Source organism: Candidatus Gastranaerophilales bacterium (genome assembly GCA_028693235.1).
Classification (GTDB): Bacteria; Cyanobacteriota; Vampirovibrionia; order Gastranaerophilales; family Gastranaerophilaceae; genus JAQUVW01.
The window spans coordinates 311,828-324,640 of the sequence record JAQUVW010000002.1; the positions used below are offsets into that span (position 1 = coordinate 311,828).

14 protein-coding genes are annotated in these 12,813 nt (G+C 34.1%); 9 read left to right on the forward strand and 5 right to left on the reverse strand.

Annotated features, from left to right (window positions below; translation table 11 throughout):
* Window positions 1–106: 106 nt before the first annotated feature.
* Entirely contained in the window at window positions 107–2,005 is a 1,899-nt protein-coding gene (locus PHV37_04600; protein MDD3237358.1) for a hypothetical protein, read from the reverse strand.
* Between the two features lie 105 nt (window positions 2,006–2,110).
* Between PHV37_04600 and PHV37_04605 the strand changes: the two genes are divergently transcribed.
* The 3 genes from PHV37_04605 to PHV37_04615 are packed head-to-tail and all read left to right on the forward strand — an operon-like array spanning window position 2,111 to window position 4,642.
* Entirely contained in the window at window positions 2,111–3,058 is a 948-nt protein-coding gene (locus PHV37_04605; protein MDD3237359.1) for a metallophosphoesterase, read from the forward strand.
* Between the two features lie 55 nt (window positions 3,059–3,113).
* Window positions 3,114–4,055 carry an MBL fold metallo-hydrolase gene (locus PHV37_04610; protein MDD3237360.1) on the forward strand — a complete coding sequence of 314 codons (942 nt, stop codon included), beginning with the start codon at window positions 3,114–3,116 and terminating at the stop codon, window positions 4,053–4,055.
* Complete coding sequence (locus PHV37_04615; protein MDD3237361.1) at window positions 4,052–4,642, forward strand: hypothetical protein; 591 nt, start codon at window positions 4,052–4,054, stop codon at window positions 4,640–4,642. The genes PHV37_04610 and PHV37_04615 overlap by 4 nt, the downstream gene beginning before the upstream one ends.
* Window positions 4,643–4,657: 15 nt before the next feature.
* Here the strand turns inward: PHV37_04615 and PHV37_04620 are convergent, their stop codons facing one another.
* Window positions 4,658–5,284, reverse strand: coding sequence for a PHP domain-containing protein (locus PHV37_04620; protein ID MDD3237362.1), 627 nt, complete (start codon window positions 5,282–5,284; stop codon window positions 4,658–4,660).
* A 78-nt stretch (window positions 5,285–5,362) separates the two neighbouring features.
* Here PHV37_04620 and PHV37_04625 point away from each other — a divergent pair, with 78 nt between their 5' ends.
* The 4 genes from PHV37_04625 to metW are packed head-to-tail and all read left to right on the forward strand — an operon-like array spanning window position 5,363 to window position 8,385.
* A complete protein-coding gene (locus tag PHV37_04625) occupies window positions 5,363–6,379 on the forward strand; it encodes a hypothetical protein (GenBank protein MDD3237363.1) in 1,017 nt (338 codons plus the stop codon).
* Window positions 6,379–6,594, forward strand: coding sequence for a hypothetical protein (locus tag PHV37_04630; GenBank protein MDD3237364.1), 216 nt, complete (start codon window positions 6,379–6,381; stop codon window positions 6,592–6,594). The genes PHV37_04625 and PHV37_04630 overlap by 1 nt, the downstream gene beginning before the upstream one ends.
* 50 nt (window positions 6,595–6,644) lie before the next feature.
* Window positions 6,645–7,769: a homoserine O-acetyltransferase gene (locus PHV37_04635; GenBank protein MDD3237365.1), complete on the forward strand. Its 1,125-nt coding sequence runs from the start codon at window positions 6,645–6,647 to the stop codon at window positions 7,767–7,769.
* On the forward strand, window positions 7,762–8,385 hold the full coding sequence (metW, locus tag PHV37_04640; GenBank protein ID MDD3237366.1) for a methionine biosynthesis protein MetW: 624 nt from the start codon (window positions 7,762–7,764) through the stop codon (window positions 8,383–8,385). Before PHV37_04635 ends, metW begins: the two co-directional genes overlap by 8 nt.
* 1 nt (window position 8,386) lies before the next feature.
* Here the strand turns inward: metW and PHV37_04645 are convergent, their stop codons facing one another.
* Complete coding sequence (locus PHV37_04645; GenBank protein ID MDD3237367.1) at window positions 8,387–9,445, reverse strand: response regulator; 1,059 nt, start codon at window positions 9,443–9,445, stop codon at window positions 8,387–8,389.
* A gap of 148 nt (window positions 9,446–9,593) precedes the next feature.
* On the opposite strand from PHV37_04645, the gene PHV37_04650 reads away from it, so the two are divergent.
* Window positions 9,594–10,004 (forward strand): hypothetical protein, encoded by a 411-nt coding sequence (locus PHV37_04650; protein MDD3237368.1) that lies wholly within the window; start codon window positions 9,594–9,596, stop codon window positions 10,002–10,004.
* On the opposite strand, the gene PHV37_04655 is transcribed toward PHV37_04650, so the two are convergent.
* Both PHV37_04655 and PHV37_04660 read right to left on the reverse strand, forming a co-directional pair.
* Window positions 10,001–10,204, reverse strand: a complete 204-nt coding sequence (locus PHV37_04655) for a hypothetical protein (protein ID MDD3237369.1) — start codon at window positions 10,202–10,204, stop codon at window positions 10,001–10,003. The two genes, PHV37_04650 and PHV37_04655, sit on opposite strands and share 4 nt — an antisense overlap.
* 107 nt (window positions 10,205–10,311) lie before the next feature.
* Complete coding sequence (locus PHV37_04660; protein MDD3237370.1) at window positions 10,312–11,082, reverse strand: hypothetical protein; 771 nt, start codon at window positions 11,080–11,082, stop codon at window positions 10,312–10,314.
* 223 nt (window positions 11,083–11,305) lie between these two features.
* Between PHV37_04660 and PHV37_04665 the strand changes: the two genes are divergently transcribed.
* Window positions 11,306–12,763, forward strand: a complete 1,458-nt coding sequence (locus PHV37_04665) for a hypothetical protein (GenBank protein ID MDD3237371.1) — start codon at window positions 11,306–11,308, stop codon at window positions 12,761–12,763.
* The last annotated feature ends 50 nt before the right edge of the window (window positions 12,764–12,813 follow it).

Consider the following 12,813-nt stretch of genomic DNA (forward strand, 5'->3'; position numbering starts at 1 on the left):
AAAAACAGTTTATTTCCATTCTAAAGGCTACAAAGAGCCACCTATATTTTAGAAAGAAGGTGGCTTTATGTCAAATTTGTGATGATAAATATATATTTATTGATTTTTAATCGAGCATTGATTCGGCGAAAGACTGGTCGAGTCTGCCGTGCAAGTCTTTGTCTATTTTTTGAATATTTTTTGCACATTGGTCGATATTGTCGCCCCAGATAAAGTATTTATTTACAAATTCTTCTGCTTTTTTAGGTTCACCTGCGAGTTGCAAGGCTACAATTTCTGTGAGCATTTCTTTTGCTGTCGGAACCATTTTGTCAAGATTTGCGTGCAAAATTCCGTCGTTATTTATTTCAATAGCACCTTTTTTCATAAAGTAATTAAGTTGCATAACAGAGCGGACTCTATGAGCTTGTGAGAGTTGAGGTTTAGCTTTTAGCAAACAATCTTCTGCCCAAGTTACGAGGATTTGATTTTTTTCAAATTCGTTATATTTCCCTACTTCTACAAGATAGTCGAGGGAAGCAACAGAGCCCATGTCGGCTTTGTTTTCTTCAATTATGTTGCTCCAAACGCCCAAAGTTGTTTTTAATCCTGTTGGTCCGAGAGAGTGGGCATTTTCGTGACCTATTGTAAATCTGTGGTCTGCATTTTTGTCAAAGTATTTTTGTTGTTCTTTATCAAGGGTTGCATCTAGTCGTTTTTGAAGTTTTTCGGGGTTCCCGCCGAGCCTGACTTGTCTGTGATAAACATTTCTTCTTCCATAGTCACGTTTTACGCTTAATTTGTCGCCATTAGGTAGGTTTTCAGCGATAGTTATACCGCCTCTATATGCACCTTGGTCACCTGTGAGGCAAACTATATCAGCGTCAACCATTGTTTGTTTTACTTCTGAGTCAGCTGAGATTGTTTGTTTGTATTGGTTTTTTAGTGGCATTTGCTCAGCCAAAGCCGGGAGATATTTTTTAAAGTCTAAAAGTTCTTCTGTTCCTTTTTTGTTTACGATGCCCACTCTAACGCCGATTGCGTCTTTAGTTTGGGCGTCAATCTTTGCTTCTTTAATCATTTTTGATAATTCTTCATCATCCATTATGTCGCCACTTAAAGCGTCTTCGTATTGTTCTCTTGAAACGGTAAATTCTAACGGAGTATCTTGCAAAGAAGCCCACAGTCTGTCAGCTTCGCAGTCAAGCTCATTATCAGGAGTTCTGAAAGCTAAAGCTTGAGCTTTTAAGTACTTGTTAAAAGCTTCGTTTGTAGAGGTTTCAGCTGCCTTGTCGAGTTCATCAGCTGCTTTTGCAAATTCTTCTTTGTAAGCGTCAACATAGTCTATGGCTTGTAGTTTGCCGTTTTCGTCACGTTTTATAATTGTTCTTTGGCTCAAAATATTTTGGGCTTCATTTTGTTTTCCGTCTTTTAAAAGCGTTTTTAAAGTAGTTTGGAGTTCTTGTTTTGTTATATCTTCAGGGTAGAAGTTTTTTCCGGGTTTTTCTTCCATATTTTTAAAGATATACGTCATTTCTGAATTGCGGTCGATACCCATAGCCCCATTCAGTGAGGTGAAAAGTTCTAAGGCTTTTTCAGCGTGAGAGTCGCCTTTTTCAGCTTCTTCTGAGAGTGATTTTTTAAGCTCCACATTTTGCTCGCAATCTTGTTTTAAATACACATCATTTAATATGTAAGCAGCTTTAACGAGGTGCTTTAGGGCTTCTTTGTCGCCATCAGCAAGAGCTTCAAATTCAGGAGCATTAGCTTGAAGCATTTTTATAGTATTGGTTTTATTGCCGAGTCTGTCGTTTAAATCTTCTTCTGAAAGATTTAGCTCATATCCTGCGTATTTTTTGTTGCCTTTAAAATTTATATTTGTCATATTTATTTTTCCTACCAAATTCAATGTATTAAACGTATCGACGTTATTATTGCATTTTGCGGGATTATTTTCAAGTTTTTTCGCTGTAAGTGTCTGATATTGTGGTTGTATAATCTTTTGTGTATTAAAATTTATTTTCAAGATGGTTTCCTCTTTTGATGTGTAATTATTTAAAAAGCGTAAAAAATAATTTTGCACGGCTTTTGTGATATATTCTTCCTGTAAGTATATCGTAAGAGGTATTTTATGAATAAATTTTTACAAAATTTGATTGTAGCATTTGCATTGGCTCTTTTTATATTTTTTACCCATAATGAGCCTTCAATTTCAAATACATTAGAATTTGTCCAAGTTTCTGATATCCATTATTCTACGACGAGAGCAAATACGACATACAAGCTTCTGGAGCGTTCACGGGATATTCTTTTAGATGTTATTGCTCAAATAAATGAGATGAAAAATGTCGATTTTGTGATGATTACAGGTGACGCAATCGACCAGCCTATAAAGTCTTCTGCAGAGGATGTTTTTACCTTATTAAATACTATGAAATACCCGTGGTATATGGCTTTGGGAAATCATGACACAACGACAAGTGGCACTTTGACAAAACAATGTTTATTATCTGTTGTAAAAAACTACAATACAAAATTTGTATTTGATAAATGGTATTACTCATTTGTTCCAAAACAAGGATTTAAGGTGATTGTGCTTGACGGTGCGAAAAATTCAGGAGTATCTTCAAACGGAAATATACCCGCTGATGAGCTTTCTTGGCTTGATAATGAGTTAAAGTCAACAAATAAAAATGATGCTGTAATAATATTTATGCATTTTCCTCTATATGAACCCTTCCCATCTCCTCATCATAAAATTATTAATTCCGATGAGTTATATAAGGTTCTTGATAAGTATAATCGCCCCATTGCACTCTTTACAGGGCATTATCATACAACTAAAATTAAGCAAGAAGGACATTTGTTGCATGTTTCAACTCCGTCTTTAGTCTGCTATCCTGATGCGTTTCGCTCCGTTAAGGTGGTCAACAGCAAAAAACAAGTAGAATATGATATAAAATTCCACGAAACACGCCTTACTGATGCTCAAAGAAGAGCAAAAATGCTTACGTTCGGAAGTTCAAGCTATTACGGCACGGATTCAGACAGAAACACCGTAATCCTTATGGACAAATAAGCTTAAATAAAGTATCATTACCATATTATCAGTGATGTAGAGAAAGTGGTTTGTTATGGCAAAAGATAAATTTTCTGTAAAATTTAGAGGAACAAGAGGCTCTCATCCTACTCCTGATAAAAGATTTTTGGAATATGGCGGAAATACTGCTTGTGTCGAGGTTAATGTCGGTGGTCATTTGATTATTTTAGATGCCGGCACCGGAATTATTTCTGTGGGTGATGAACTTATTAAAAACCATATAGCTTCTGCTGATGCATTATTTGAACGTACTCCCATTAATGCAACAATACTTTTGAGCCATATACACCAAGACCATATTCAAGGGCTTACATTTTTTAAACCGTCAAATATTTTGACTACAAAACTCAATGTTTTCGGCTATAGCGACTATGATGAAAGTCTTGAACAAAATTTATCCGACCTTTTATATGGAAAATCGTTTCCTTTATCATTATATGATATAACATCTGACCTTGATATTGTTAATATTACAGAAGCTGAGGTTATAGTGTTTAAAAAAGGCGTAGATGAGCCGATTTTGAAAAGAATAATGTCTATTGATGACTTAACTCCACGAGGCGATGAGGTCGTTATAAGTTGCCTGAAATCAAGCTCTCATCCGCAAAATGGAGTTATGATGTACAAAATAGCCTATAAAGATAAATCAATTGTTTATGCGACCGACAAGGAGTGCTATGTTGGGGCTGATAAAAAATTAGGATTGTTTTCAAGAAACACCGATTTGCTAATTCATGACAGTCAATATACTAGCGAAGATTACCTCTCTCCTTCAAATTCAAAACAAGGATTTGGACACTCTACCTTTGAAATGGCGATAGAAAGTGCAAAGCTTTCTCAAGCTAAGAAGCTTGCCTTTTTCCACTTTGACCCGTCGTATGACGATGAAAAACTTAAAGATATTGAAACTCACTATAAAAAACAGTTTGAAAATTGCTTTATGGCAAAAGAAGGCGAAGAAATCAATATTTTATGAAAAAAACACTCAGTTTAATAGTTGTTTTAATTATTTGTGCGTTGAATTTCGGATTTGTAAAAAACAGTGCTGTCGATTTGAATAAATTCAAAGTTGACGCCGAGAAAAATGCTGAAATCCATAACAACAAAGGTGTAAACTGGCTAGAGGAAAGATATTATTTCGGTGCGATAAAAGAGTTTGAAATGGCAATTCAGCTAAATCCCAACACTCAAGCTACAGCTGTTTATTATAGCAATCTCGGACGTACATATATTATTATCGGCTATCCGGCTAAGGCAAAAATGTGTTTTGAACGGGCTCTTATTCAAAATCCAATTAATTTTGAGTATTATTTGAATTTATTAAATTGTTATAAAAAACTTGGCATTTTAAAGCCTAAATTGGCTGAATATAAGTCAAAAAAAATAAATCCGTTAAATCAAATCATGGTCGGGCTGATATATATTGAGCTTGGTCAAACATCAACAGGTATAATCACTTTAGATGATTTTTGTCATAAAGAACCTGATTTGATAATTACAAAAGCTGTCAGAAATTATATAAAACAAAAAGCTCCTAAGAAAAAATATACAAGCAAATATTAATTATAAGATTATTCTTTATAGCCTGTCACCATGGGTATCAGAGCCACCTGTTTCAATAAGGTTGTATTTTTTAGCTATTTTTTTTACGCTCTCTGCAAGATGGAATTTGATTATGCCCCTATGTCTACGGTATGGATAATATACTTCAATTCCGTCTAAGCCAGCCGCTATAAGACTTTTTACAAATCTATCAAGCGAAATAGTCCAGTAACACGCAGGATGTGCCAAGACGGCAATGCCACCTGCTGCGTGGATTGCTTTTATAACTTTTTTGGGGTCACGGTAAGAAAAAAATCTGACAATATCAGATGTTGTTCCTGCTTTATCCTTTGCACAAAATTTTAAAAGTTCTGAATTGTCGACATCTACTCCATAGCCCAAAAGGTGTATTAATACTCCTTGATACCAGCAGTCAAACTCAATTCCTTTAATTACAAAATCGCTCTTTGGCAAAATCTTATGTGCTTTTACAGTATTGTGGTCGCAAATAGCTATATGCTTGAGCCCCTTGGCTTTTGCCTGCTTCACGATTTCTTCAGGTGTAAGCTTTCCGTCCGAACATGTAGAATGTATATGCAAATCTACCGTATCAAAATAATCAAATTCATTAAAACTTTTTATATATTCAATTTCATTCTTCATTTAATGCTTCTTTCCAAATTTCACAATTTATAATAGTATGGATATATATTAATGTAAAATATTCAAGTAAGGCTGATTATGAGCAAAGAAAAAAGTACATATTTAAGTTCTTTCAAAATATTTTTCGAAAGTGTAAAAATATATTTTACGTATCTGGATAAGTTTATGAACTATATGACGTTTCCGATTTTTGGGCAACTTATCGGGATTGTTATGCTTTTAGGGCTTACATATTGGTATTCTTCCAATCTGCCTAAACTTATGATGTTTTCACCTGTCTTTGACAACGTGATGGTTGCAATGAGTATATTGCTTGTTATAACTTTGCCTTTCTTCTTTTTGTTTTGCAAGGCTTTTTACGATTATTTAATAGCAATGGCGGCTTTGAATTCGATTTCTTGTGCGTTGTTTAAAAAATCTACTGCAAAAAAGCTTGATACAACCGTGCATAATGAGCTTATTCAACGCAAGGCATTTAATTACATATTACTTGTGATTTTGATGAGTTTGATTTATATGGTTTGTATTTTGCCGTTTTTCTGGATTGTTTTAATAGCCTTTATAATATATTCATCACTAACTTTACAGGTTTTTGCTCTTGAAGAAAATATGGGTCCTGTTGCCGCTTTGAAAAGAAGTATAACGTTAATTAATGGTAATTTTTGGGTAACTACTATATTATTAGGACTTTTATTTTTCTTTACTTATTTAATGCTTCCTCATTTGATTGTATGGGCTCTTGATGAAATAGATGTTGTGTATTACCTTGCTAATCCGATTGAAAAAATCGTAAAAGCACTCCCGCTGGATATTGTAGAAACATCATTAAGAGCGTGGCATATAGGATACGTGGTTGAGCCGATTGAAATATCAAGAAATATTGTAATGATGGGTATAAGTTCGATAGTCATAGCCTATACATTGCCTTTGAGAAGTTGTGCTTGCACTATCTTGTATAAAAAACTTGATGATGAAAAAATTGAAGAAAACAGACAAGCTACAAAAATTGATGGCAGAAAAGAAATCAAAAAAATTATGAAACGTGAAACCAAGAAGTATAAATCTTCTGATGGGCAAGACGAAAGTAATTATTAATGTTTAAGTGCAAAAAGTGCTCTTCTGTTGACAAATTCGAGCTCATGTTTAGCCCTGATTACAAAGGGAACAGAACGTTCGAGAAAAAATACAAAGAAAACGGCGATATTCAGATAACTGTCGACGGATATACTTTTGTGCCTGATTTAGCTTTTATGAATAGCCATGCGGTCTGTCGATTTTGTGGCAACATATATACTTGGGATTATGAATAGATTGCCTGCTCCTTAATAATATGTTATCTTTATGGGCAGGAGTGTAACCTATGAGTAATGATTCAGTCGGAACTATTGAAACTAAAATCTTTCATATTGATAAAAAAATAAAGCTTGAGTCAGGAATAGATTTTGGGCCAGTTGATGTCGCTTATGAAACTTATGGAGAGCTTAATGAAACCAAGGATAATGCAATCCTTGTTTTGCATGCATTAACGGGCGACGCTCACGCTGCCGGCTTCCATGAGGGTGACAATAAACCGGGTTGGTGGGATATGATGATTGGCCCTGATAAAGCTTTTGACACCAACAAATATTTCGTTGTTTGCACAAATATGCTCGGAGGATGCTCTGGAACAACGGGACCTTGCTCTATTAATCCTGACACCAATCAGCCTTATGGCTTGACTTTTCCCGTTATAACAATTGAAGATACCGTTAAAGTTCAACATGAGCTTATTAAATATTTTGGTATAAAAAAGCTTATAGTAGCAGGCGGCTCAATGGGTGGTATGCAAGCACTTGAATGGACAATATCTCATAACGAAATGGTAAAATCGTGTATAATTATTGCTTCTACATCTCGTTTGAGTGCTCAAGGTATAGCGTTTAATGCTGTCGGGCGGAATGCAATCCTTTCTGACCCCTTTTTTAATAACGGTAACTACTATAATCAAGAAAAACAACCCGAAAAAGGACTCGGAATTGCTCGTATGGTAGGGCATATTACCTATCTCTGTGAAGAAGCTATGCATAACAAATTCGGTCGTAAGCTTCAAGATAAAGACAAGTTGAACTTCGATTTTAATATAGATTTTCAAGTGGAAAGCTATCTCCAACATCAAGGTCAAATCTTCGTTGACAGGTTTGATGCTAACAGCTATTTGTATATTACAAAAGCTGTTGATTACTTTGATTTAGCTCAAAAATACGGCTCTTTAGAAAATGCTTTCAAACAAGCAAATGCAAACTTTTTGATAATGTCTTTCTCCTCGGATTGGCTTTTCCCAACTATTCAATCTAAAGAAATGACAAGGGCTTTGATTAAAGCAGGGAAAGATGTTTCTTTCTGCGAAATAGAGTCCCCGTGCGGGCATGATGCCTTTTTACTTGAGTTTGAAACTCAAACTAAAATTGTTAAATCATTTCTGGGAAAGGACTTAAAAAATGAATAAACCTTATTCTGACTCAAAAGGATTGCATTTGAATTATTCACTTATTACGGAAATGATTAATAATGGAGCTTCTGTTTTGGATTTGGGATGCGGTGACGGAACCCTTTTGAAAAATCTTATTAACAAAAAAAATGTAAAAGGCAAAGGTATTGAAATAAATCAGGATAATGTGATAAAAAGTATTCAAAAAGGACTGTCGATTATTCAAGGGGATATTGACGCCGGGTTGAAAGATTTTGCTGACAAAGAATGGGATTATGTTATTTTAAACCAAACGCTCCAATCTACTGAAAAACCTGATTATGTAATAGATGAAATGCTTAGAGTCGGCAAAAAAGTTGTTGTGAGTTTCCCTAATTTTGCATATTGGAAAGTGCGTTTTTATTTGTTTTTTAACGGAAAAATGCCTAAATCTAAAATGCTTCCCTTTGAGTGGTTTGATACACCAAATATTCATTTATTAACTATTAATGATTTTTATGAATTTTGTCATAAGCGAGATATAAAAATTGAGCAAACTATCACAATGACTCGTGGAAAAAGGCATAAGTCTGTATTGAAGAAATGGTGGGTTCCGTTTTTTGCAGAAGAAGTTATATTTGTTATAAGTAGATAAATTATGTCATTGAAGATTCAATTTGATTAAAGATTTCTGATATTTGTTTTTCGATTTTTAGAAACGCTTCAACTATATGCGGGTCAAGAGAAGTTCCTTTGTGAGCAAGCATTGTTTTGCAGGCATCTTCGTGTGACATAGCTGCTTTATAAGCTTTTGTTGAACGTAAAAAATCGTATGTATTTGCAACTGCCGTTATTCTAGCCGCCAAAGGGATATGGCTGGAAGAAAGTCTATCGGGATATCCTGTGCCGTCCCATTTTTCGTGGTGGTGTTTTACAATTTGTTTGCCTAGCTCCAACAGCTCTTTGTCGCCTGAAAATTTTATTATATCTTCTATAATCGTGGCACCAAAAGAAACGTGCTGCTTCATGATGTCGTATTCTGTTGAAGATAATTCATCAGTCTTCAGCAAAATGTTATCAGGCATAGCGATTTTGCCTATATCGTGAAAAGTACAAGATTGACGCAATTTGTTTATAAACTCTGATGTAAGCTGAGGGGCATAACTCGGATTTTTTCTTAATTCTTCTGAAATAAGTTTGACAAAATTTTGAATTTTCTCTATGTGTTTTCCTGAGTCATCATCACGTATTTGAGAAAGTCGACCCAAAGAATACATCAATGCGTTTTTGTATTTTGCGATTTGTTCGTTTTTTGATGAAATCTCGTTTTTTATATTCTCACTATCTTCGAGGGATTTTAATTGAGTTTTGATTTTTGCTTTGATTTCTTCATTATTAAAAGGTTTTTGTATGTAGTCAATTCCGCCCAAATTGAAGCATTTTATTTTGTCAGAAGTGCTCGTTGAAGTTGACATAAACATAATTTGAGTAGTTTTTAAAGAAGGTAGCTCTTTTATTTTTGCACTTATCATGAAACCATTCATATCCTGAAGTCCGATTTCAAGCAATATTATATCAGGCGTAAAACTTGTTAATTTTGTAAGAGCTTCTTGCCCTGAATTCGCTACTTGAACATTTATTCCTTCTTTTTTAAATAATACATTTAACATTCCAGCCAAAGGAACATTATTGTCGATAATCAGTAAACTGTTCATTTTAATCCCTTTAAAATATCAATTTCTTAGTAAAGTATAACAAAGGTTTGCAATTTTGTAATCATTTTCTTTGATTTGCAGTATAAAATACTTTATTTATAGGGCTAATTTTGAAAAAATTTCGTTCATAATATCTGTAGGTATTGAAATGATGAAAATTCCCGAGGATAAAACGAATAATAATTTTTTATTGAAAGCTACTGTTGAACCAATGGTGATTGAGGAGCTTGACCTTGATTTGTCTTCAAAAGAAAATCTCTTTGCAAACAATTCTCCTTCAGCACTAAAAAAAGAGAACGAGCTTTTAAAAGCTGTTCAAGCTTTAAAAAATACTGAAAAAAATGTTTCTAATCCTATGAAAAAGCTTGATGCTCTTGATTCTGATATTCTTTTTCAAGGGGAGTTAAAAAAACAAAAAGCAGAAATAAAACAATCTACAAAATATTGTAAAAATTCTGATGTAGATATCGTTTTAAAAGGTATGGTAAATGTATCTAAAAGGATTTTTTGTAAAATGCCGTTAGTAGGTCTTTTTATGAAGGATGAAAAGGAAAATTAGCGTGCTCTTGTTGTCGTGTTCTCAAAGATAAAACGATTTAAGCTCAAAGCACTTGTTTTCAAAGAGCATATCCCGTCTTTATGCAATACGCCTAAGCTTGAGAGTCTGTTTAAAACAAGCTCATTTACTTCTTCAGGTGCGATAAATAGGGCACATTCTTCTGTGCAATCTTGGTCTTTAAAAGGGCATTTTTTAGCCATGGTTAAGTTACCTTATTTAATAACAATCATATTATATGCAATAACTGCACTATATGTAAAGGACAATGGTATAGATAAATTAGGCGTTATTTTTTATTAGGTAATAATTACCATCTTTTATGGTCTTCCATCATCTCGATAAGGTCGGATAATTGTTTAACTCTATCGGTTGACAGTGGTTTATCTTGAGGTGCATCTTTCAAGATTTTGTAAGCGGTGTACCATTCAAAAGTCCTGTCTGTTCCCCATTGGCAACCCATATATATCGGGTAAGGGGTTTTTTCGTTTTCGCCGTTTAAGATATTTACGTATTCTTTAAGGTCATTTATAGCGTTGGAAGAATTTTTGCCGTATAGTTCCGGACGATTGGCAAGTTCTATGAAGGCGTCAGAGCTCAATACTCTGAGTTGCTGTTTGCCGATATTGTGAAGCTGAACATAATTAAGTCCTTCTTTTTCTACGACATTTTTGTATTCATCAGATGGAACAAGTGCTAACACTGTTTTTATTCCCGATTCTTTTAGTGCTTTTATTTGGTCGGGTTTGTTTTCTAGACATTGACCGGAGTATAATTTGTTTTTTATTCTTTCTGAAAAAGCATATATTCCTTCTTTGGAAAGTCTTTCGACATCAACCTCGGTTGAAGTATTGGAGTCGTCGGTGGTTATTTTATCTTGAGTTGCGGCTTTTTGTCTCATTTTTAGCATGATTTCGGCTTTTGTCATTGAGCCCAGTTGTTCGCTGAATTCGTATGATGCGTCGCAATGTCCTTCTATTTGCCCTCTTATAGCTTCTCTTGCAATCATATCGCTGGTTTTGTATTCATTTTTAATTCTTCCGAATGATACAGATTGAGCGTTATTGTTTGATATTTGCATAATTTAATCCTTTGGTTTAAGAAAAGTTAAGTATCCATGTAAAACATCTAAAGATTATAAATTTACTGCCGATATGTTACATGTATGTTAAATCATGCAAAAGTGTCGTCGTTATTGCCTTTGACATGTTACGATTTGTTAAAGATATAAGAAATATTGAAATAGTATATAAGAAAATGTTTTTATATAGATGTGTAAGTAAAAAAATAAGGTATTGTGTGTAATGGATCTTAAAGCATTAAATTCAGTAGTAAGTACAACAACTGCAACAGATACAACTTCAACATCACTTACTGAAAAGGTTGAAGAATATACATCTTTAGATGGTTTGTCAATGAACCAAGCAACAGCTGATGAATTTACATCTACTATAGATTCAAAAACAGATGAAATAGCTGATTTAGACGCTCAAATTAAAAAAACTCAAGATGCTGCAAAGAAAAAAGAACTCGAAGCTAAAAGAGATTCTTTGGTAAATGAAAAGAAAGATTTAGAAGCAAAACAAACTGCATTGAATGCGAAAATAGCTACAGCAAAATCTGAATATCAACAATCTGTAGCAAAAACTCAAGAAGTTCAATCTCAAATTAAAAGTTTGACTGCAGACAAACAAAAATTAAACAATGAAACTCAAGCTGAAAATAAACAATTGACATCAAAAAAAGCTAAATTAGACCAAGTTGATGCAAATATTGATGCAACAAAAGAAACTCTAGACAGTGCATTGACAGCATTGAGAGATCAAGTTAATGAAATTGAAACAAATGCAGAAGATGAATTGGTAGCTCAAAGAAAAGCTGTTTCAGGTGCAACTGCTCAAGCAATGGAATTGGTTCAAGCAGGTGAATTGAAATCTGAAGATATTCCTTCTTATGTAGCATCAAAAATCGGCGGTATGGATTCAGTCGGTAGCACCGCAAATGCAAACATCGTTGATTCAAATAACATGAAAGTTAAAGCTCTTTGTTCTCAATTAGCAGGATTTATGAATCAAAGAGGTACTTTGGCAAAGGCTATAGCTGCATCAAGTGCAAAAATCAATTCAGTAACAGATTTGGCTTCTGAAATTGATTCTCAATTGTCAGCAAAAACTCAAGAATTGGCTACTTGCCAAAATACACAAGCAGCTAAGTCTGACGCTTTAGATTCATTAAATTCTCAATATAGTGATAATGAAACAAAACTTTCAAATCTATCAACTCAAATTTCAAGTGTAGACACCGAAATAGACACATTGAATGTCGATGAAGCAGCTACAGATGGTGATGAAGCTACTGAAGCAACAGGTGAAAAAACATCTAAACCTCAAAGTACATTTGCTTCATTTATTTCAAACTTGTTCTCAGGTGCTCAAAATAAAACTCAAAGCAATTCTTATCACGGAAACAGAAGACAATCTTGGTCTGATGCAAGTAGCAACATTGCAAACAACTTAAGCAATGAATCACTTACTCAAAAATTGTCAGCATCTGCTTCATCAAATATCAATATCGATGACGCATTGAAACAAATTAACGCAGCTTATGACGAGGCAATGTCACAAACAGTTGACTCTGATACAGAAGAAATAACATCAAAAGCTCAAGAAGCTGACAGCTTGGTTACTACATTAAGAAGCCGCTTGTCAGACAATGCTCAAAAATTAATCGAAGAAAGATTGAGTGCAACTGAAAGAAAATAAACTGTACTCTAATAAATTAAATCAATTAAGAGGCACCTATAGGTGTCTCT

Excerpts from the sequence above, each read along its gene's own strand:
- PHV37_04625 (MDD3237363.1), top strand. The coding sequence starts at position 5,363 with ATGAGCAAAGAAAAAAGTACATATTTAAGTTCTTTCAAAATATTTTTC.
- metW (MDD3237366.1), top strand. The coding sequence starts at position 7,762 with ATGAATAAACCTTATTCTGACTCAAAAGGATTGCATTTGAATTATTCA.
- PHV37_04615 (MDD3237361.1), top strand. The coding sequence starts at position 4,052 with ATGAAAAAAACACTCAGTTTAATAGTTGTTTTAATTATTTGTGCGTTG.
- PHV37_04655 (MDD3237369.1), bottom strand. The coding sequence starts at position 10,204 with ATGGCTAAAAAATGCCCTTTTAAAGACCAAGATTGCACAGAAGAATGT.
- PHV37_04665 (MDD3237371.1), top strand. The coding sequence starts at position 11,306 with ATGGATCTTAAAGCATTAAATTCAGTAGTAAGTACAACAACTGCAACA.
- PHV37_04650 (MDD3237368.1), top strand. The coding sequence starts at position 9,594 with ATGATGAAAATTCCCGAGGATAAAACGAATAATAATTTTTTATTGAAA.
- PHV37_04610 (MDD3237360.1), top strand. The coding sequence starts at position 3,114 with ATGGCAAAAGATAAATTTTCTGTAAAATTTAGAGGAACAAGAGGCTCT.
- PHV37_04605 (MDD3237359.1), top strand. The coding sequence starts at position 2,111 with ATGAATAAATTTTTACAAAATTTGATTGTAGCATTTGCATTGGCTCTT.
- PHV37_04660 (MDD3237370.1), bottom strand. The coding sequence starts at position 11,082 with ATGCAAATATCAAACAATAACGCTCAATCTGTATCATTCGGAAGAATT.
- PHV37_04620 (MDD3237362.1), bottom strand. The coding sequence starts at position 5,284 with ATGAAGAATGAAATTGAATATATAAAAAGTTTTAATGAATTTGATTAT.
- PHV37_04645 (MDD3237367.1), bottom strand. The coding sequence starts at position 9,445 with ATGAACAGTTTACTGATTATCGACAATAATGTTCCTTTGGCTGGAATG.
- PHV37_04635 (MDD3237365.1), top strand. The coding sequence starts at position 6,645 with ATGAGTAATGATTCAGTCGGAACTATTGAAACTAAAATCTTTCATATT.
- PHV37_04630 (MDD3237364.1), top strand. The coding sequence starts at position 6,379 with ATGTTTAAGTGCAAAAAGTGCTCTTCTGTTGACAAATTCGAGCTCATG.